Here is a 19,748-nt window from a genome sequence, read left to right as displayed (position 1 = left end):
GAAGGAAATCCAATGTCAGTTTTGATCAATAAGAACACCAAGGTGATCGTGCAGGGCTTCACCGGCCAGCAGGGCACCTTCCACGCCACTCAGATGATCGAGTACGGCACCCAGGTTGTTGGCGGCGTGACCCCCGGCAAGGGCGGCACCACCCACATCGATCTGCCGGTCTTCAACACCGTTGCCGACGCCGTGCAGAGCACCGGCGCCAACGCCTCGGTCATCTACGTGCCGCCGCCGTACGCGGCTGACGCGATCCTGGAAGCGGCTGCTGCCGGCATCCAGGTCATCGTGTGCATCACCGAGGGCATCCCGGTGCTGGACATGCTGCGCGTCAAGAACGTGCTGACCCGCTCGCATCCGGACACCGTGCTGGTCGGTCCGAACTGCCCCGGCGTGATCACCCCGGGCGAGTGCAAGATCGGCATCATGCCGGGCCACATCCACATGCCGGGCAAGATCGGCATCGTGTCGCGTTCGGGCACCCTGACCTATGAAGCGGTCAAGCAGACCACCGAAGTCGGCCTGGGCCAGTCCACCTGCATCGGCATCGGTGGTGACCCGATCAACGGCCTGAACTTCGTCGACTGCCTGAAGCTGTTCAACGAAGATCCGCAGACCCTGGGCATCATCATGGTCGGCGAAATCGGCGGCGACGCTGAAGAAGCCGGTGCCGAGTACATCAAGAACCACGTGAAGAAGCCGGTCGTCGGTTTCATCGCGGGCGCCTCGGCTCCGGCCGGCAAGCGCATGGGCCACGCCGGTGCGATCGCATCGGGCGGCAAGGGCACCGCCGAAGGCAAGTTCGCCGCCATGGAAGCTGCCGGTGTTGTCACCGTCCGCTCGCCGGGCGACCTGGGCGCTGCCATCGCCAAGCTGGTGAAATAAGCCGCCCGCCGCGCAAGCGACGGACGTGCGGTAGAGCCGAGCCATGCTCGGCTGCTCCAAACAGAAAGGCCGCCTCCAGGCGGCCTTTCTGCGTTTCAGGCGATACCCGAAGCGGTAGGTCCCGGCCGCTGGAAGGCAAGCACGCCACGTAGTGCCGGCCGCTGGCCGGCTCCTCATCGTGCTGCCGCCGAATGCGTGGTTGCCGGCCAGCGGCCGGCACTACAATGCGTGTATTGCAACTACAGGCTGGACCCCCATGACGTCGCTCCGCATTGCCCTGGCGCAGTTTGATTTCCCGGTTGGCGCAGTGGCGCAGAACACCGACACCATCATCGCGATGATCGCCGAGGCGCGCGATGAGTACGGTGCCGAGCTGGTGGTGTTCCCCGAGCTGGCGATCAGTGGCTATCCGCCGGAGGACCTGCTGTTGCGGCCGGGCTTCCTGTACGACTGCCAGCAGGCGCTGGAGCGCATCGCGGCGGCGACCACCGGCATCGCGGCGGTGGTCGGTTGGCCACAGGCCGCTGGTGCGGTGGTCTACAACGCGGCCAGCGTGCTGCGCGATGGCAAGGTCGAGCACACCTACCGCAAGCGCGAGCTGCCCAATTACGCGGTGTTCGATGAGCGCCGTTACTTCGATGTCGATCCGGACGGCGGCAGCTGCGTGTTCGAGCTGAAGGGCGTGCCGGTGGGCGTGCTGGTCTGTGAAGACCTGTGGTTCGCCGAACCGCTGGCCGATACCGTCCGTGCCGGCGCGCAGCTGGTGGTGGTGCCCAATGCCTCCCCCTACGAGCGTGGCAAGCATGCCCAGCGCGATGCGCTGCTGGCCGAGCGTACCCGCGAGAGCGGGGCGGCGATCGCCTACCTCAACGTGGTGGGCGGCCAGGACGCGCTGGTGTTCGATGGCGCGTCAGTCGTCGCTGACGGCGATGGCACCGTGCATCCGGCCGCTGCGGCCTTCACCGACCAGTGGCTGGTGGTGGATTACGACGCCGGCACCCGCCGTTTCCTGCCACGCGAGTGGATCGACGACGGCGACGAGAGCATGGATGCACTGGCCTGGCGCGCGGTGACCCGCGGGATCCAGGATTACTGCCGCAAGAACGGCTTCAAGAAGGTCTGGCTGGGCCTCTCCGGCGGCATCGATTCGGCCCTGGTGCTGGCGATGGCGGTGGACGCGCTGGGCGCGGCCAATGTCACCGCGGTGCGGCTGCCCTCGCGCTACACAGCGGACATGTCCAACGACCTGGCGGCCGAGCAGTGCCGCGCGCTGGGCGTGACGCTGGAAGCGGTCTCGATCGAGCCGGTGTTCGAGGGGCTGATGGCCGCGCTCGGCCCGATGTTCGAAGGGCAGGCGGCGGATGTGACGGAAGAGAACCTGCAGTCGCGCAGCCGCGGCGTGATCCTGATGGCGCTCTCCAACAAGTTTGGCGGGCTGCTGCTGACCACCGGCAACAAGAGCGAGTATGCGGTGGGCTACGCGACCATCTACGGCGACATGTGTGGCGGCTACGCCCCGCTCAAGGACCTGTACAAGACGGAGGTGTTCGGGCTCTCCAAGTGGCGCAATACCGTGGGCGGCGCCCCGGTGATCCCGCCGGCGGTGATTTCCCGCCCGCCCTCGGCCGAGCTGCGCGCCAACCAGACCGACCAGGATTCGCTGCCGGCCTACGACGTGCTGGACGGCATCCTGTACCGCTACGTGGACCAGGAGCAGTCGCGCGAGGAGATCGTGGCCGCCGGCTACGCCGCCGAGGTGGTGGACCGTGTGCTGCGCCTGGTGCGCACCAGCGAGTGGAAGCGCCATCAGGCGGCCCCGGGGCCGAAGGTCTCGCGCCGGGCGTTCGGGCGTGAGCGGCGGTACCCGATCAGCAATGGGTACAAGGGGTAGGCGTCGGGCGCTACCGTAATAAAAAAGGCCCCTTTCGGGGCCTTTTTCATTACTTGCGGTTCATCGTGGCGTTGCGTTCACCGGTACTGGCGGACTTCTCGCCGGCAAACGGGTTCAGCTTGCGCACCATCCACGGGTACTTCGGCCACTTGCCCTGCAGCCACGGGTGGTCGGGCTGGTTCAGCTCGAGCACGCGGCGGGCATCGTCGGCCAGGGTCTTGTTGCCCAGGTGGGTGTAGGCCTCGCCCAGGGCGGCCACGGCGTCGTACTGGAACGCGCTCTGCGGGTAGTTCTCCAGCAGGAAGTTGGCGCGGCCAGCGGCCGAGACGTAGGCCTCGCGGCGCAGGTAGTACAGGGCGTTGTCCAGCTCGTACTGGGCGAACACATCGCGCAGGGCGATCATCCGCTGGCGCGCATCGGCGGCGTAGCGGCTGTTCGGGTAGCGCTCGGTGACGATGGTGAAATCGGCATAGGCCTGGCGCGGGCTCGACAGGTCACGGCGGCTCGGGTCCAGCGACCAGACGCGGCGCAGGAAGACCGTGTCGCGGTTGCCGTTGGCCAGGCCACGCAGGTAGTACAGGTAGGCGATGTTGCGGTGGGTCGGGTAGGTACGGATGAAGCGGTCCACGCTGGACACCGCGTCATCGTGCTTGCCGGCCTTGTACTGCGCGTAGGCGCTTTCGATCATGGCCTGTTCGGTATACGGGCCATACGGGTACTGGGCTACCAGGCGGCGGAAGCTGGCTTCGGCACCGCTCCAGTTCCCCCCTTCCATGAGCTTGTGGCTCTTCTCATAGAGCGTTTCGACCGGCAGGCCTTCATCCGGATTCTTGCCCTTGGTACCGCGGTGACAGCCGGTGGCGACGAAGAGCAGCACCAGCATCAGGGCGGCGAGGCGGACGGGCGCGGACAGCATAACGGAGCGTCGGATCATGGGGTCAGGGCGGGACGCGGCTGGAATACGAAGGGTCGATGATAGCCTAGTGGCCTGTCCCGCGACTGAAACTGGTCGCCCGGACCCCAAAATTGTCCCTATTGCGGTGTACCCCCATGTCCGATACCCCTGCTGATTCCGATTCCCCCCGCCAGGCCATCGTGCCCGATACCGCTGCCGGCCGGCGTTTCGACGCCGTCCTGGCCGAGCTCTTCCCCGAATTCTCCCGGTCCAAGCTGACCGAGTGGATCAAGTCCGGCGACGTCCTGCTGGACGGTGACACCGTGCGCGGCCGTGACCCGGTGCGCGGGGGCGAGGTGGCCAGCCTGCATGTCGTTCTCGACACCCAGACCCATGCCGAGTCGGAGGACATCCCGCTGGAGGTCCTGTACGAGGACGAGCATGTCTTCGTGATCAACAAGCCGGTCGGCCTGGTGGTCCACCCGGGCGCGGGCAACCCGACCGGCACCCTGGTCAATGCGCTGCTGTTCCGCGATCCCTCGCTGGCGGTGCTGCCGCGCGCGGGCATCGTGCACCGCCTGGACAAGGACACCAGCGGCGTGATGGTGATCGCCCGTACGATCCAGGCGCAGACCGCGCTGGTCGAGCAGCTCTCCGCGCGTGAAGTGCACCGCCAGTACCTGGCCGTGGTGGTGGGTGCCCTGGTCTCCGGCGGCACCGCCACCGCCGGCATCGACCGCCACCCGCGCGACCGCATCCGCATGGCCGTGCGCGAAGACGGCAAGGAAGCGATCACCCATTACCGCCTGCGCGAGCGTTTCCGTGCGCACACCGCGCTGGAATGCCGCCTGGAAACCGGCCGTACCCACCAGATCCGCGTGCACATGGCGCATCTGCGTCATCCGATCATCGGCGATCAGCTGTATGGCGGCGCGCTGAAACTGCCCAAGGGCGCCAGCGAGGAGCTGGTCGCCGAACTGCGCGGCTTCAAGCGCCAGGCGCTGCACGCTGAAACGCTGGAGTTCGTGCACCCGATCACCGGCGAGAAGATCAGCAACAGCGCGCCGCCGCCGGCCGACATGCAGGCCCTGCTGCACGCCCTGCGCGAAGACAGCAAGCGCTTCGCCGAGCAGGAACGCAACCGCCGCTGATGGACGCCCCCGTGCCCGTGCTGCCCGCCGACTGGCCCGCCCCGACCGGGGTCCATGCGCTGACCACCCTGCGCTATGGCGCGGGTGGTTCGGTGGCGCCGTTCGACCAGTTCAACATGGGCAACCGCTACGCCGCTGACGGGGATGACCCGGCGCAGGTGCAGCGCAACCGCGACCTGCTCGTGCCCGGGTTGGGCCTGCCCTCGGCGCCGCATTGGCTTCGCCAGGTGCATGGCACCGGCGTGCGGCGCTTCACCGCGCCGCCGACGGCCGTTGGCGTCGAGGCCGAACCCACCGCCGATGCGGCGGTGACCTCGGTTCCGGGCGTGGTGCTGGCCATCCTCACCGCTGACTGCCTGCCGGTGGTCTTCGCCGCCCGCGATGGCGGTGAGATCGGGGCGGCCCATGCCGGCTGGCGCGGGCTGGCCGACGGCATGTTGGAGGCCACCGTGGCCGCCATGCAGACCCCGGCCGCGCAGCTGCAGGCATGGCTGGGCCCGGCGGCCGGGCCCGCGTTGTATGAGATCGGCGAGGATGTGTTCGAGGCCTTCGTCGGGCGCGACGAGGGCGCCGCGGCGGCCTTCGTGGCAACCCGGCCGGGGCACTGGAAGGTGGACCTGTACGCGCTGGCCCGCCGGCGCCTGCAATCGGCAGGGCTGGACCCGGCACACATCAGTGGCGGGCAGTACTGCACGCTGGCGGACCCGCAGCGGTTCTACTCGCATCGGCGCGACCGCCGCACCGGGCGCATGGCGACCCTGGCATGGATCGCGCCCTGACCGTTGGACGGTAGCAGGGAGCCGGCCAGCGGCCGGCACTACCGCATGCGCTCCCCGTAGCCTGGCTGCATCACTCCCGCCATCACCGGTAGTGCCGGCCGCTGGCCGGCATCACCCTTCCAGCGCCTGCAGATACGTCTGCCGCCAATGATTGATGTCGTAGGTGCGCAGGTGATCCATCATCGCCTGCCAGCGCTCCACGCGCTTCTTCAGCGGCATCGTCGCCGCGGTGGCGATGGCGTCCGCCACGCCATCCAGGTCATGCGGATTGACCAGCAGCGCCTGCTTCAACTCATCGGCGGCACCGGCCAGCAATGACAGCACCAGCACGCCCGGGTTCTCCGGGTCCTGCGAGGCCACGTACTCCTTGGCGACCAGGTTCATGCCGTCGCGCAGCGGCGTCACCAGGCCCACCGCCGCTGCCCGGTAGAAGCCGGTGAGCGTGGCATGGGTGAAGTTCTGGTTGACGTAGCGCAGCGGGGTCCAGTCCGGCGCGGCATGCCCGCCGTTGATGTGCCCGGCGATCTGTTCCAGCTGGCTGCGCAGCTGGCGGTACTCGGTGACATCCCCGCGCGAGACCGGGGCGATCTGCAGATAGGTCAACGAGCCGTGCTGGTCCGGATGACGTTCCAGATACCGTTCGAACCCCTGGAAGCGCTCGGGCAGGCCCTTGGAGTAGTCCAGCCGATCCACGCCGATCGCGAGCTGACGATTGCGCAGGCTCCCGCGCAGGTCCTTGACCGCCGGTTTGTTCGCCCCCGCCTTGGCCTGGCGGGCGATGAAGTCGGTATCGATACCGATCGGGAAGGCGGCAGCGCGGAAACGCCGGCCGCCGGGTGCCTCCAGTTCGCCATCGGGCAGCACGCGGCCACCACCGAACAGACGCACATAGGACTGGAATCGGTCCGCATCGCGCTGGGTCTGGAAGCCGACCAGGTCGTAGGCATACAGGCTGGAGAACAGCCGCAGGTGGTCCGGCATCGCCTGCAGCAGATCGGCCGAGGGCATCGGCACGTGCAGGAAGAACCCGATCCGGCAGCCGATGCCACGCTCGCGCAGCAGCGAGGCCAGCGGGATCAGGTGGTAATCGTGGATCCAGACAATGTCGTCCTCGCGCAGCAGCGGCGCGAGCTTCTCGGCGAACAGCGCGTTGACGCGGCGATAGGTCTCGCGCGTGGCGCGGTCGTAGTCGACCAGGTCCAGCCGGAAGTGGAGCAGCGGCCACAGCGTGCGGTTGGCGAAGCCGTTGTAGTAGCCATCCACGTCGCGCTTGTTGAGGTCCATGGTGACGTAGCGGATGTCTCCGTCCACCTGCTCATGCAGGGTGCCGCTGTTGTCGCGCACGGATTTGCCGCTCCAGCCGAACCACAGGCCGCCACGCTCCTTCAGCGCGGCGAGCAGGCCGACCGCCAGGCCGCCGGCGCGGGATTCACCGGGGACGGCGACCCGGTTGGACACGACGACCAGGCGGCTCATGACGCCTCCTGCCAGCTGCGCGACAGGCGCATGGCAGCGGTGATCAGGCCCACGTGCGAGTAAGTCTGCGGGAAGTTGCCCCACGCCTCGCCGTTGTCGAACGCCAGATCCTCGGAAAGCAGGCCCAGATGGTTGCGGCGCTCCAGCAGGGTTTCAAACATCTCGCGTGCTTCGTCCAGGCGACCGATCGCGGCGAGCGCGTCGATGTACCAGAACGTGCAGATGGTGAAGCTGGTTTCCGGCTCGCCGAAATCATCCGGCGCGACGTAGCGATACAGCGCGTTGCCGTGCTTGAGATCGCGGCCGATCGCCTCGACCGTGGCGACGAAGCGCGCATCGGTGGCCTCGATGAAGCCGATATCGGCCAGCAGCAGCAACGACGCATCCAGGCGATGGCCGCCGAAGGTATCGGTGAAGTGGCCGAGTGCTTCGCTCCACGAGTCGCGCATGATGCGCGCATGGATGATGTCGGCGCGCTCGCGCCAATAGGTGGCGCGGTCATCCAGTTTCAATCGCACGGCGATCTTGCACAGGCGGTCACACGCGGCCCAGCACATCGCACTGGTGTAGGTGTGCACTTCGGTGCGGCCGCGGAATTCCCACAGCCCGGCATCGGGTACGTCGTGCAGGGTGAAGGCCTGCTCGCCGAGCGGCTCCAGCCGCGCGAAGGTGTGCGCATCGCCCGGGTCCTGCAGGCGGCGATCGAAGAACAGCTGGGTGGAGGCGAGCACCACGCTGCCGTACACGTCGTGCTGGCGCTGCACCCAGGCCAGGTTGCCGCGCCGCACCGGGCCCATCCCGCGGTAGCCGGAGAGCGAGGGCACTTCGCTCTCTTCCAGCTTGGCCTCGAAGCTGATGCCATACAGCGGCTGCAGACTGCCATCGGCGGTGGCCAGGTTGAAGATGTAGCCCAGGAACTGCTCCATCGTGCGGGTCGCACCGAGGCGGTTGAGCGTACGCACCACGAAGGCGGCATCGCGCAGCCAGCAGTAGCGGTAATCCCAGTTGCGGATGCTGCCGGGCGCTTCCGGAATGGAGGTGGTCATCGCGGCGATGATCGCGCCGCTGTCCTCGTACTGGCACAGCTTCAGCGTGATCGCGCTGCGGATCACCGCGTCCTGCCATTCCAGCGGGATCGACAGATAGCGCACCCATTCGCGCCAGTAGTCACGCGTGCGCTGCAAGGACTCCTGCACGTAGCCGCTGAGCGAACGGTTCAGCGATTCGTCCACGCCGAGCACCAGGTGCACCGGGTGGTTGAGCACGAACGGCAGGCCATCGCGGACGAAACGCAGCGGCACATCGGTGGTCAGGCGCAGCACATGGTCGGGCAGTACCCAGCGGATGTGGTTGCTGCCCCACGTCGCATCCGGGACGCGGGCACCCCAGTCGGCCAGCGGCCGCGCGCGCACGATGATGCGTGGGTTGCCGGACAGTGGCCGCACCTGGCGGATCAGGCTGACCGGCCGGTAGAAGCGGTCGTTCTGGCGCCAGCGCGGCGCGAAATCGATGATTTCCAGCGCGCCGCCGTGCTTGTCGCGCAGTACCGTGCGCAGGATGGCGGTGTTGGTCAGGTAGCTCTGCTCGCTGTCGACCATGTCCTCCAGCTCGATGCCGAAGTCACCGCCGTCCTGTTGATTGGGGCCGAGCAGGGCGCAGAAGGTCGGGTCGCCGTCGAAGGTCGGCAGGCAGCTCCAGACGACGCGCGCGTGTTTGTCGATCAGCGCGCCGAAGCTGCCATTGCCGACCACGCCCAGATTCAGATCGGGTTCGCTCATGATGCAGGAAGTCTCGTGTCATGCCGCGGCGGCACACCGGTGGGGGAGACCTGCGCGCGGCGTCAGGGGGCCTTGGGGTCAAGGCATCAGTAGGCATTCTCGCGAAGCCAGGCGTGCACGCTGCGTATCGTCGGCAGCGCGAACACCGCATCGCTGGGCTCGCGTGCACCGACCAGCACGCTCCAGCCGTGCAGGTCGTTGGCCGCGCCGAAGCCGAATTCATCGGTGAGGTCATCGCCGACGAACACCGGCATGCGATCGCGGAACGGCGGCTGCAGCATCAGCTGCCGCATCGCACGGCCTTTGTCGCTGCCTTCGGGGAGGAACTCGATGACATGGTCACCGGGCTGCAGCCGGTAGCCGCCATGGCCCCGGATATGCCGTTCAGCGAAGGCACGCACGTCGTTGGCGGCGTGCGGTGCCCCGCGCCAGTGCAGGGCCAGGCTGCGGCCTTTGTCCTCCACCAGTACGCCGGGATAGCCATGCGCGAAACGCATCGCCTGCTGGTGCAGGGCATGCAGCCACTCGCTGGTATCGGCGGAAGGATCGCTGCTCTGCGCGCGCTGCTCATGGTTGCGCAGCTCGTGGCCGTGCAGGCCGGCCGCGGGCAGGCTCAAGGGGGCGAAGAGTTTGTCCAGCTGTGCCAGGGGGCGCCCGCTGATCAGCGCGACCGCGCCATCCAGCCGGTCGCTGATGCGCCCGATCGCTTCACGCACATCGGGCAGCAGCGCGACCGACTCGGGGTCGTCCGCGAACTCGATAAGGGTGCCATCCACGTCCAGGAACAGCGCACAGGCATCGTCCAGCAGCGGCGGCGGCGGACGTTGGGGGAAGTCGTTGGCCATGGTGACCAACATGCCAGCGTGGGTGTGATCGTCAGGTCATGGCATCACGCCACGCGTCTTCCCCGTTCACCGCCGGTAGAGCCGACCATGGGTCGGCTGCACCCCCCGTCAGAACGTATACCGCACGCGCCCGTAGTAGTACGCACCATTGCTGCCGATCGGTGATAGCACGTCGTACGGCAGGTTGCCGAAGTAGTAGATGTCATCGTTGGACAGATCCGAATAGTTGTCGGTCAGGTTCTGCCCACCCAGCGCCACGCTCCACTGCGGGGTGATCTTGTACTCCACTTCGGCATCCAGCTGCCACTCGGCGCCGTAGGTCTGGCGCGGGATGTAGCCATCACCGAAGTTGAACACACGGGTCACGCTGCCGTAGCGGCTCAGGCGGCTGGTGAGCGACCACTGGTCATTGGCCCAGCTGGCGGCCAGCGCGGCGCGGGTGCGCGGGGTGGCATCGGTCAGCGTATTGGTCTCTTCCACGCCGAACAGCACGTAGTCCGGATCCAGCGCGAGCAGGCCCGGTGGCGTGGCGAGCACGTTCTTCAACGTGGTCTTGGTATAGGCGTAGGTGCCGGTCAGTACCAGCTCGCCATCCCCCAGCGACTGCCGCCAGTTGCTCACCAGTTCCGCGCCGCGGGTGCGGGTGTCGGCGGCATTGACGAAGAAGCTGGCGCTCTGCAGGCCGGCCACGCCGAACTGCTGCTGCACGTAGTCGGTCAGCGCATCACCGGTGATGCTTTCCGACAGCGCGATGCGGTCATCGATATCGATCTGGAAGAAGTCCAGCGAGACATCGAAATGCTCACCGATGCGGCTGGTGAAGCCCAGGCTGGTGTTGAGCGACTTCTCCGGCTTCAGATCGGTGGCGCCGAGGCCGCACGCGATCGGATTGTTGACCGACAGCACGCGGCCCTGCACCAGTTGGCCGGCGGCGTTGTAACCGGTTGAGGTGGATTCGTAGCCGATCTGCGCCAGCGACGGGGCACGGAAGTTGTTGGAGATCGCACCGCGCAGCGCGAAGGCCGGGGTGAATTCATAGCGCAGGCCGAGCTTGCCGGTCAGCTCGCCGCCGAAGTCGTCGCTGTGCTCGTAGCGCGCCGCCAGATCGCTGGAGAAATGCTCGCCGAACTGGCTGGACAGGCTGGCGTAGGCGCTGGCCACATCGCGCGACAGCGAGGTGGCATCCTGCGGAGTCAGGCCGCCGCCGGCCTGCGAGCCGGTCGGGCGATCCGTGAACGGGCCGGCAGCATAGCTGCTCGGGTCGCCCGGGCGGGTCTGGTAATGGTCGCGGCGCGCTTCCAGACCCAGGCCCAGGCTGTGGGTGATGCTGTCGCCCTGCGAGAACACGCGGCCGAGGTCGACGTTCGCCACCGTCAGCTCGTTGCGGTAATCACCGGTCTTGAACCGGGTCGGGCTGGTCGGGCCCAGCGAGGCGTTCAGCGAGTTGCGCAGGCGGTAGGTGAACGTGTTGACGCCGTAATCCAGGCTGGCATCGTAGTTCCACTCGCCCCACTGGCCCTTCGCGCCGGCCACGGCCTGCACGTCGCGGTTCTCGCCTTCGGAAATCGGGCGGTAGCCGTTCGGGTAGATCTGCGCCCAGTTGGCGTCGCTGTCCGGGTAGCGGAAGTAGTTCGCGCCTTCGCTGTCGCGCTGGTTGAAGGTGGCGAAGCTGTAGAACGTGGAGGTCTCACCGAACGGCAGCTGCGCGTTGTACCAGGCGTTGAGATCCTTGGTCTTGCCATCGCCGAGCTCGTAGTTGCGCTTGCCTTGCAGGGCCAGGTTGGTCGGGGTCTGGTCCCACGGCGGGATCTGGTCGAAGCCGGCGCGGTTGGTGCCCTCGTGGTTCTTCAGTTCCAGGCCGACACGCAGGAAGCCGCCGTTGTCGCCCAGCGCAGTGCCGACCTTGGCGCTGGCGTAGCTGGTCTGGCCATCGGTGAGGGTGCGGTCGATCGGCTTGAGATCGGTGTGGTTGGCGCCGAAGCTGGCTTCGAACGCGCCACCTTCCGGGGCGTCATCGAGGATCACGTTGATCACGCCGGCCACCGCATCCGAGCCATACAACGCGCCGGCGCCATCGCGCAGCACCTCGATGCGCTTGATCGCGCTGACCGGGATCGCGTTGAAGTCGACCGGGGTGGTGCCCTTGCCGATCTTGCTGTCGGTGTTGACCAGCGCGCTGCTGTGGCGGCGCTTGCCGTTGACCAGCACCAGCACCTGATCGGGCGAGAGCCCGCGCAGCTGGGCGGCACGGATGTGGTCGGCACCGCCGGAGTTGGACTGGCGCGGGAAGTTGAACGAGGGCAGCAGCGCCTGCAGCGCGCTGCCCAGTTCGCCATTGACCACACCGGCCTTGCGGATGTCCTCGGCGGTGAGCACGTCCACCGGCGAGGTGGATTCCAGCACGGTCCGGTCCACGGCGCGGGTGCCGGTGACGATCACGGTGTCCAGCGTTTTGGCGGTGGTCGGCGCGTCCTGCGCAAGTACGTCCTGGGCCAGCAGGGGGGAGGAGAGGACGAGCGCGATGGCAAGGCCAAGGCGCGACGCGGACGGACGGGACATGCGGACTCCAGCAGAACGACGAGGGGGAGGAACGGGGGGGAGGGGGGACGGGTGGTGCGACCCATGGCCGGCACTACCAATCCATCCGGATGAAGCGATATATTATCTTCGCGTGATGTCCCTGTGTGATGCAAGCCCCATCGGGGTGGTTATCAGCAGATAGCCGTTGGCGATCTGCGCCGGACCCGGATGTCCGGCACGCTCCTTCCCCTGCCTGTCCCTGTGTTTCCGGAGAGTTGTCCATGTCGTTCCGCGCCATTCTGTTTGCCCTGGTCCTGGCCACCAGCGGCTGTGCCACCGCCGCCCCGGCCGCCACGCCGACCCCGCCCGCCACTGCCACGGCCACCCTGCAGGGCGACGCCGCGCGCCCGGATGCCGCCGCCGGCTGGGTCCGCAGCGAGCTCTATTTCGGCGTGGGCGAAGAAACCGGCGTGGCCGACCGCCCGCAGACCGAGGGCATCAGTGACGCGCAGTGGCGCGCCTTCCTCGACAAGCAAGTCACGCCGCGCTTCCCGGACGGCCTGACCGTGTTCGACGCCTACGGCCAGTGGCTGTTCCGCGGTGCACCCGAGCCGAACCGCCTGCGCACCAAGGTGCTGGTGGTCCTGCACGAGAACACCCCGCAGCGCCGCGCCGACATCGAAGCGATCCGCCTGGCGTGGAAGCAGGCCACCGGGCACCAATCGGTGCTGTGGGCGCAGCAGGCGGTTGAAGTATCGTTCTGATCCAGGGCGCCGCCGTGGCGCTGCACGGAGCGATGATGAAACACAGGGATGCGATGCTGGCCGCGCTGGTGATGGGCCTGGCGGTGACGTGCGCGCACGCGCAGGATGCCGACCCGGCCCGGCTTCAGCTCGAGGTGGCTGCCGGCGTGCAGGTGCAGGCGACGCTGCAGGACGACGGCCGCATTGCCGTCGTACTGACACCGTCGGGCAAGCGTCAGGTGCTGCCGGGGGTGACCGACGCGGACGGCAACGCACGCCTGTCCGCCGAGGACGTCGATTTCGATGGCCGCCCGGAGCTGGTCGCGCGCGCCGCGGTCGGCATGGTCAACGAAGCGGTCGCGGTCTACCGCTACGTTCCAGCGCGACAGGAACTGGTGGCGCTGGCGCCCATCCCGAACGACCGCGCGCAGTGCGGTGACCTGATGGGTCTGACCGTGGAAGAAGACGACCGCACCCTGAGCAGCAGCTGCCGCAGCGGGCCGATGTGGTACGTGGATCAGTACCGCTACGACGGTGGTCGCCTGTACCTGTACCGCGCCGAGCGCCTGCTGATGCTCGACGATGTGCTCGAGCCTTACGTGTTCGTGAAGCAGACCGCCGACAGCGGTCCGCTGGCGGTCTGGAGTAGCTTCGATCCTGACGGCAACGTGCTGGAGACCGCCATCGGCGATGGCCTGGAGACACCGCGCGCCGGTTCGCCGCTGCTGCGCATTTCCGGCCATGTGAGGGTGGCGCGGCTGCCCTTGTACAGCCAGCCCGGTGATGCCACGACCAAGCGGTATCTGGTGCGCGATGACCGCGTGGAACTGCTGGATGAGCGCGATGGCTGGGTGCAGGTGCGTTATGACAATCCCACACGCGGCGCGGTGCTGGGCTGGGTGAACACGCAGCCGTGATCGCGCGCTGCCACGGGTAAACCCACATGAGTGTCACTTGCCCCGGACTAGGCTGACCCTTCCCCCTCGTCGTGGAAGCATGTCATGAGCAAGCGCGTTGCCGAGATCGTGGTTGAAACCCTGCAGGCCGCCGGTGTCCGTCACTGTTACGGCATCGTCGGCGATACCCTCAATTACGTCACCGATGCCATCCACCACAGCGAGATCGAGTGGGTGCACATGCGGCATGAGGAAGTGGCCGCGTTTGCCGCCGGTGCCGAGTCGTTGATCAGCGGGCAGCTCACCGCCTGCGCCGGCTCGTGCGGCCCCGGTGGCCTGCACTTCATCAACGGCGTGTTCGAGACCAACCGCAACCGTGCGCCGATGGTGTTGATCGCCAGCCAGGTGGTCACCGCCGAGCTGGGCATGGAGTTTCCGCAGGAAGTCGATTTCAAGGCGGTGTACAGCAGCTGCAGCGTGTTCTGCGAACAGGTACAGAGCGCCGAGCAGGCGCGCCGCGTAGTGACCCTTGCCTGCCAGGCCGCCATCAGCCGCCGCGGGGTGGCGGTGGTGATACTGCCGGCCGACATCAGCGAAGCCGAGGTCAAGCACGATGTGCCGTTCTCGGTGCACTACACCCAGCCGGTACTGCGCCCCTCGGACGATGAACTGCAGCGCATCGCCGCGCTGATCGGCGAGGGCAAGCGGATCGGCATCTATGCCGGTGCCGGCTGCGAGCATGCACATGATGCGTTGGTGGCGCTCGGTGCCCGGCTCAAGGCGCCCATCGCGCATACCTCGCGCGCGAAGGATTTCGTGGAGTACGACAACCCGTACAACATGGGCATGACCGGCATCTTCGGCATCGAGTCCGGGTACCACACGCTGATGGCCTGCGACACGTTGCTGCTGCTCGGCGCGGACTTCGCCTGGGGCCAGTACTACCCGGACAAGGCGACCCTCATCCAGGTGGATCGCGATGGCAGCCATCTTGGCCGCCGGCACCCGGTGAACCTGGGCGTGGTGGGCGATATCGGCCCGACCCTGGAGGCGCTGCTGCCGTTGCTGCCCGAGCGCGAGGACCGCAGCTTCCTGGACGAATGCCTGGAGCACCGCGAGAAGGCGCTCGCCACGCGCGCCAAGGAAGAGCAGCCGGGCGAGGGTGAGCTGATCCACCCGCAGCACCTGACCGCGCTGATCGACCGCCACGCTGCGGACGATGCGTTGTTCACCGCCGACGGTGGCTCGCCGATGGTCTGGATCCTGCGCCATATCCGCGTCAATGGCCGCCGCCGCACGCTGACCAGCCTGCTGCACGGCACGATGGCCAACGCGATGCCGCAGGCGCTGGGCCTGCAGAAGGCCTACCCGGGCCGGCAGGTGATCTCGCTGTCCGGTGACGGTGGCCTGGCGATGCTGCTCGGCGATCTGCTCACCGCGGTGCAGGAAAACCTGCCGATCAAGGTGGTGGTCTACAACAACAGCTCGTTGAACTTCGTGGAGCTGGAGCAGAAGGTCGAAGGCCTGCTGGACAACTACACCGACCTGAAGAACCCCGATTTCGGCCGCTTGGCCGAGGTGATCGGCTTCTATGGGCGCACGGTCACCCGCTCGGAAGACCTGGAGCAGGCCGTGCAGGACATCCTGGCCCATCCTGGCCCGGCGCTGCTGGACGTGCACACCAGCCCGACCGAGCTGGTGATGCCGCCGCAGGTGGAAGCCAAGCAGGTGGCCGGTACTGCCCTGTACGCCGCCAAGGCGCTGCTCAGCGGGCGGGTCGGGGATGTGAGGGACCTGCTGGCGAACAACTTCCTCAACAAGCCATGATCCCCACGCGGTCCGGTAATGCCGGCCGCTGGCCGGCATCCTCAGGATGCTCCAGGCAATGGCGGGAGCCGGCCAGCGGCCGGCACTACCGCGCGGTGCCGCGTCCCCCGTCGGCGGGCGTCTCCCGGTGTTCCATTCATGCGCCTGTTACTGGGGGCGGGGAGGCCCTACCATCGGCTACCCCCTCCCCACGGCCGCCCTGCGCATGTCCGCCACTGCTCCCGTCCCCACCGGACGCCCCCGCTGGTTCGTTGCCGGCGATCTCAACGGCTTCTTCGGCCTGGTGGTCGACAATCTGTCGATCCTCGGCTTCATCGCGATGGCGCTGGTCGGCATCTTCCAGTTCCCGGCCGATGTGGTGTTCGGCCGCATGTTCCCGGGCACCGCCTTCGGCGTGCTGGTCGGCAACGTGCTCTACACCTGGATGGCCCGGCGCCTGGCTGCGCGTACCGGCCGTGACGATGTCACCGCGATGCCGCTCGGCCTGGATGCGCCGACCAGCATCGGCATGGCGCTGCTGGTGCTCGGCCCGGCCTTCCTGGCTTTCAAAGGGCAGGGCCTGGCGCCGCACGATGCCGCCATCGCGACCTGGCAGCTGGGCATGGCCTCGCTGGTGATCATGGGCGTGCTCAAGGTAATCCTTTCGTTCTTCGGCGAAGCGGTCACCCGCGCGCTGCCACGTGCCTCGCTGCTCGGCTCCATCGCCGGTATCGCGATCGTGCTGATGGGCTTCCTGCCGCTGCTGGAAACGCTGCGCTCGCCGATCGTCGGCTTCGTCACGCTGGGCCTGCTGCTGTACGTGCTGATCGCCAAGCGCAAGTTGCCGATCCGCGCGCCCGGCGTGCTGGTCGCGTTCGTGTTCGGCACGATCCTGTATTACGGCCTCGGGCTTGCCGGGCTGGGTGCACCGGGCTTCAAGGTGCCCGAGTGGGTGCCGCCGCAGGTGGTGCTGCCGTGGCCGACGCTGGGCTTCATCGACGGCCTGCCGACCGCGATCACCTACCTGCCGCTGCTGCTGCCGTTCGGCCTGCTGATGGTGGTGGGCGGCATCAATGTCTCTGAGAGCGCGCGCGCGGCCGGTGACGATTACCGCACCCGCGACATCCTGCTGGTGGAAGCCATCGCCACGCTGGTGGCCGGCTTCTGCGGCGGTGTGGCGCAGACCACGCCGTACATCGGCCAGCCGGCCTACAAGCATATGGGCGCACGCAGCGGTTACACGCTGCTGACCGGCCTGTTCGTCGGCATCGGCGGCATGCTGGGCGTGATCTCCGGGCTGGTGCAGTGGCTGCCGCTGGCCGTGCTGGCCCCGATCATCGTGTACGTGGCGATCGACATCACCACCCAGGCCTTCCAGGCCACGCCGCGCGAGCATGCCGGCGCGATGGTGCTCGGCTTTCTGCCCTCGGTGGCGTACCTGCTGGCGATCAAGGCCCCGGGCTGGATCGCACCGGAACAACTGGCGGCGATGACCTCCACCCTGGACGGGCACGGCCTGCCGGAGCTGGCGGTGATCTTCACCCTGGGCAATGGCTTCATCATCACCTCGATGCTGTGGATCGCGGCAGTGGTGGCGATGATCGACGGGAAGCTGCTGCGCGCCTCCGGGTTCCTGCTGGTGGCCGCGGCGCTGACGCTGTTCGGCCTGATCCACTCGGTGGACCCGCGCGGTGGCATCTATCTGCCGTGGCAGCTGGAAGGACTGCCGAAGATCATCAGCTGGCAGTTCACCGGCGCCTATGTGGCGCTGGCCGGGTTGCTGGCGTTGTTGTCGCTGCAGAAGCAGCCTTCAGAGCGCGCGTAGCGCTCTGGTCGTGCTACGGATCATGCCTCGCCATCCAGCGCCGGGTAATGCCGGAAGATGCCGTTGGTGTTGAACGGCAGACGGCGTTCGGAGGCGAGATAGGCGGCGATGTTGGGCCGGGTTTCCACCCGGTCCTTCAATGCACGCAGTTGCGGCAGCGTCGGCCACAGTGCCTGCATGCGGCGCGGGAACATGTACTCCAGCCCGCTCAGCAGCTGGAACAGGGAGAGATCCACGTAGGAATGCTCGCGCAGCGGATGCCGCCCGCCGTTGTGCTTGAGCACGTTCTCGAAATAGCCCAGGAACTTGGGCATGCGCTCGCCGCGCATGGAGGCGGCGCGCGCCTTGGCTTCGTGCTTCTGATCCTCGTAGTACATCGACGCTGCGATCGGGTGATGGGTGTCGTGCACCTCAGCGACCAGATCGGCGATGGTCAATTGCAGCTGGATTGCCTGCTGCCGCCGTGAACTGGCATCCGGGACGAGGCCGAGTTCCGGGCCCAGGTGGTCCAGGATCGCGCCGACCTGGGCGATCACCTGCCGGCCGGTACGCAGAAACGGAGGCGCGAATGGCTGCAGGCCTTCAACCTTGCCCTGCAGGTACGGCTGCATGACCGCATCGCCATGGATGCGCGCCATGTCCGTGTAGCCCGCGCCGGCATCTTCCAGCGCCAGCCGCACGAACTCGCCGCGGCCTTGGATGCCGGTCCAGTAATACAGTTCGTAATGCATGCCGCCACTCCGTATGGAACCGGCCTCCAGCATCGCCGGTGCTGCCGAAAGCAGGCGTGAGCGCAGCGTGGTTCCCGTGCTAGGGTCGAGCGGGCATGTTGATGGGAGTACGCGATGCGGAAGTGGGTCCTGGGCATGTGCGTGGCGGTGTTGCCGGCCACGGTGGCGGCCGATCCGGTGGCACTGCACGATGGGTTCGGCTACAGCGATGCGGTGCTGCGTGCGGAACTGACCTCGTTGCGTGAGATGAGCGGTGCATCCGGTCCGCGCCGTCACCTCGGTGCAGCGGGCTACCATCGTGTCCGTGGCGAGCTGGCCGCCTCCAACCGTGCAGCACGCCAGTGCCTGGATGAAACCCGGGATGCACCGCCGGCGCTGCAGGGTCTGGCGTTCCTGTGTGAATCCACCCTCGCGGGCAATGCGCTGATCGAGGGCGATATCGCCGGATGGGCGAGCCTGATGCTGCGCGTGCGCGAGGACTACCAGCGCACCATCGTGCCGATGCTCAGGGCCGGCGATGAAGTGCCCGATGTCACCCGGCCGGCGTTCGCGTCCTTCACCACATGGCCGCGCAGCGCGCTGCCCGCAGCCGAGCGGGCGCAGGACGTGGCGGTGCCGATCCAGTTCAGCAATGAGTTGCCCTCGGTGACCCTCACGCTGCACGGCACGCGCGATGGCGCGCCGGTCACCCAAGAGGCCGCCTTCATCGTTGATACCGGGGCCCCGCGCTCGCACATCAGCCGCGCGCTGGCCGACTCGCTCGGCCTGGCCGTTACCGAGGGTTTCGTGGTGTCGCGCATCGTCGAGGGCGATATCCAGCAGGCGGGCCTGGTGGCACCGATCGATATCGAGGTGGGTGGGCAGCGGGTGCGTGATGTGTCGTTCAACAGCGAAGCGGCGCGCGAGCTCAACCTGATCGGCCTGGACGTGCTGCGCGCACTGGGGCGGATCACGCTCTCGCGTGAAACGCTGACGCTGCTGGGAGCACACACCCCGGCCGCGTGCACGCGCCGGACCGTCTTCACCTCCTCGTTGTGGGGTCCCTTCCAGCAGGTCCGCTTCCCGATCCGGGGCCGCGAGAACAACCTGATGCTGGTCGACACGGGCTTCCATGGGGCCTTCCAGATGCGCGGCGCGCCGCGCTCGTCGGTGCCGGCCGCCGCGATCCAGCGCAGGAACGTGATCACCACGCGCGGTGCTGAGGACATCGAGTACGCGCCCGCCAGCACGCCACTGCAGGTCACCGATACGTTGAGCGACATTGCGGTGGATATCGCGTTCCAGCCGCCGGATCTGTTCCCTTCGTCGTGGCGGATCGGCTACGGCGTCACCGGGGGCTACACCGTGGCATTGGACCTGCCCGCCGGTCTCGGCTGCCTGGTCCCGCAGCCGCCCGAACCGCCGCTGCTGGCCCGGCCACCGACGGCCTGACGAACCCTGAATCGGCATCTCATCCACCCTTGAAACACGCCCCCGTAACCGCATTTCAGGGACAGTGCTGGCACGGCCAGCCCCGTTTACATC

15 protein-coding genes are annotated in these 19,748 nt (G+C 67.6%); 9 read left to right on the top strand and 6 right to left on the bottom strand.

The annotated features are described in order from the left end of the window. The first annotated feature begins 12 nt into the window (after positions 1-12). Positions 13-888, top strand: coding sequence for a succinate--CoA ligase subunit alpha (gene sucD / locus AC1DIQ_RS03920; protein ID WP_121039237.1), 876 nt, complete (start codon positions 13-15; stop codon positions 886-888). Positions 889-1,144: 256 nt separating this feature from the next. Next, positions 1,145-2,779 carry an NAD+ synthase gene (locus AC1DIQ_RS03915; RefSeq protein ID WP_121039234.1) on the top strand — a complete coding sequence of 545 codons (1,635 nt, stop codon included), beginning with the start codon at positions 1,145-1,147 and terminating at the stop codon, positions 2,777-2,779. Positions 2,780-2,828: 49 nt separating this feature from the next. Here the strand turns inward: AC1DIQ_RS03915 and AC1DIQ_RS03910 are convergent, their stop codons facing one another. Beyond that, positions 2,829-3,713: an outer membrane protein assembly factor BamD gene (locus AC1DIQ_RS03910; RefSeq protein WP_121039231.1), complete on the bottom strand. Its 885-nt coding sequence runs from the start codon at positions 3,711-3,713 to the stop codon at positions 2,829-2,831. Positions 3,714-3,829: 116 nt separating this feature from the next. On the opposite strand from AC1DIQ_RS03910, the gene rluD reads away from it, so the two are divergent. Then, on the top strand, positions 3,830-4,825 hold the full coding sequence (rluD, locus tag AC1DIQ_RS03905; protein WP_478049462.1) for a 23S rRNA pseudouridine(1911/1915/1917) synthase RluD: 996 nt from the start codon (positions 3,830-3,832) through the stop codon (positions 4,823-4,825). Continuing rightward, positions 4,825-5,604 (top strand): peptidoglycan editing factor PgeF, encoded by a 780-nt coding sequence (pgeF, locus tag AC1DIQ_RS03900; RefSeq protein ID WP_121039225.1) that lies wholly within the window; start codon positions 4,825-4,827, stop codon positions 5,602-5,604. The genes rluD and pgeF overlap by 1 nt, the downstream gene beginning before the upstream one ends. A 111-nt stretch (positions 5,605-5,715) precedes the next feature. Here pgeF and otsA read toward each other — a convergent pair whose 3' ends face one another. From otsA to AC1DIQ_RS03880, 4 genes are all read right to left on the bottom strand, one after another. Further along, positions 5,716-7,080, bottom strand: a complete 1,365-nt coding sequence (otsA, locus tag AC1DIQ_RS03895) for an alpha,alpha-trehalose-phosphate synthase (UDP-forming) (protein ID WP_152152474.1) — start codon at positions 7,078-7,080, stop codon at positions 5,716-5,718. Beyond that, on the bottom strand, positions 7,077-8,858 hold the full coding sequence (locus AC1DIQ_RS03890) for a glycoside hydrolase family 15 protein (RefSeq protein ID WP_152152472.1): 1,782 nt from the start codon (positions 8,856-8,858) through the stop codon (positions 7,077-7,079). Before AC1DIQ_RS03890 ends, otsA begins: the two co-directional genes overlap by 4 nt. Positions 8,859-8,944: 86 nt before the next feature. Further along, a complete protein-coding gene (otsB, locus tag AC1DIQ_RS03885) occupies positions 8,945-9,703 on the bottom strand; it encodes a trehalose-phosphatase (protein ID WP_088433909.1) in 759 nt (252 codons plus the stop codon). 108 nt (positions 9,704-9,811) lie between these two features. Next, entirely contained in the window at positions 9,812-12,262 is a 2,451-nt protein-coding gene (locus tag AC1DIQ_RS03880; RefSeq protein WP_478049461.1) for a TonB-dependent receptor plug domain-containing protein, read from the bottom strand. A gap of 242 nt (positions 12,263-12,504) precedes the next feature. On the opposite strand from AC1DIQ_RS03880, the gene AC1DIQ_RS03875 reads away from it, so the two are divergent. From AC1DIQ_RS03875 to AC1DIQ_RS03860, 4 genes are all read left to right on the top strand, one after another. Beyond that, positions 12,505-12,987 (top strand): DUF3574 domain-containing protein, encoded by a 483-nt coding sequence (locus AC1DIQ_RS03875; protein WP_478049460.1) that lies wholly within the window; start codon positions 12,505-12,507, stop codon positions 12,985-12,987. Positions 12,988-13,022: 35 nt separating this feature from the next. Then, on the top strand, positions 13,023-13,883 hold the full coding sequence (locus AC1DIQ_RS03870; protein ID WP_478049459.1) for an SH3 domain-containing protein: 861 nt from the start codon (positions 13,023-13,025) through the stop codon (positions 13,881-13,883). An 84-nt stretch (positions 13,884-13,967) separates the two neighbouring features. After that, on the top strand, positions 13,968-15,689 hold the full coding sequence (locus AC1DIQ_RS03865; protein WP_121039209.1) for a thiamine pyrophosphate-dependent enzyme: 1,722 nt from the start codon (positions 13,968-13,970) through the stop codon (positions 15,687-15,689). Between the two features lie 205 nt (positions 15,690-15,894). Continuing rightward, positions 15,895-17,493, top strand: a complete 1,599-nt coding sequence (locus AC1DIQ_RS03860; protein ID WP_152151868.1) for a SulP family inorganic anion transporter — start codon at positions 15,895-15,897, stop codon at positions 17,491-17,493. A 20-nt stretch (positions 17,494-17,513) separates the two neighbouring features. Here AC1DIQ_RS03860 and AC1DIQ_RS03855 read toward each other — a convergent pair whose 3' ends face one another. Then, on the bottom strand, positions 17,514-18,224 hold the full coding sequence (locus AC1DIQ_RS03855; RefSeq protein ID WP_478049458.1) for a glutathione S-transferase: 711 nt from the start codon (positions 18,222-18,224) through the stop codon (positions 17,514-17,516). A 114-nt stretch (positions 18,225-18,338) separates the two neighbouring features. On the opposite strand from AC1DIQ_RS03855, the gene AC1DIQ_RS03850 reads away from it, so the two are divergent. Further along, positions 18,339-19,655, top strand: coding sequence for a retropepsin-like aspartic protease (locus AC1DIQ_RS03850; RefSeq protein ID WP_152151872.1), 1,317 nt, complete (start codon positions 18,339-18,341; stop codon positions 19,653-19,655). Positions 19,656-19,748: the final 93 nt, after the last annotated feature.

Source organism: Stenotrophomonas sp. 05L413 (genome assembly GCF_056397945.1).
The sequence above is the reverse complement of the archived record's forward strand: the minus strand, read 5'-3'. Positions and strand labels throughout refer to the sequence as shown.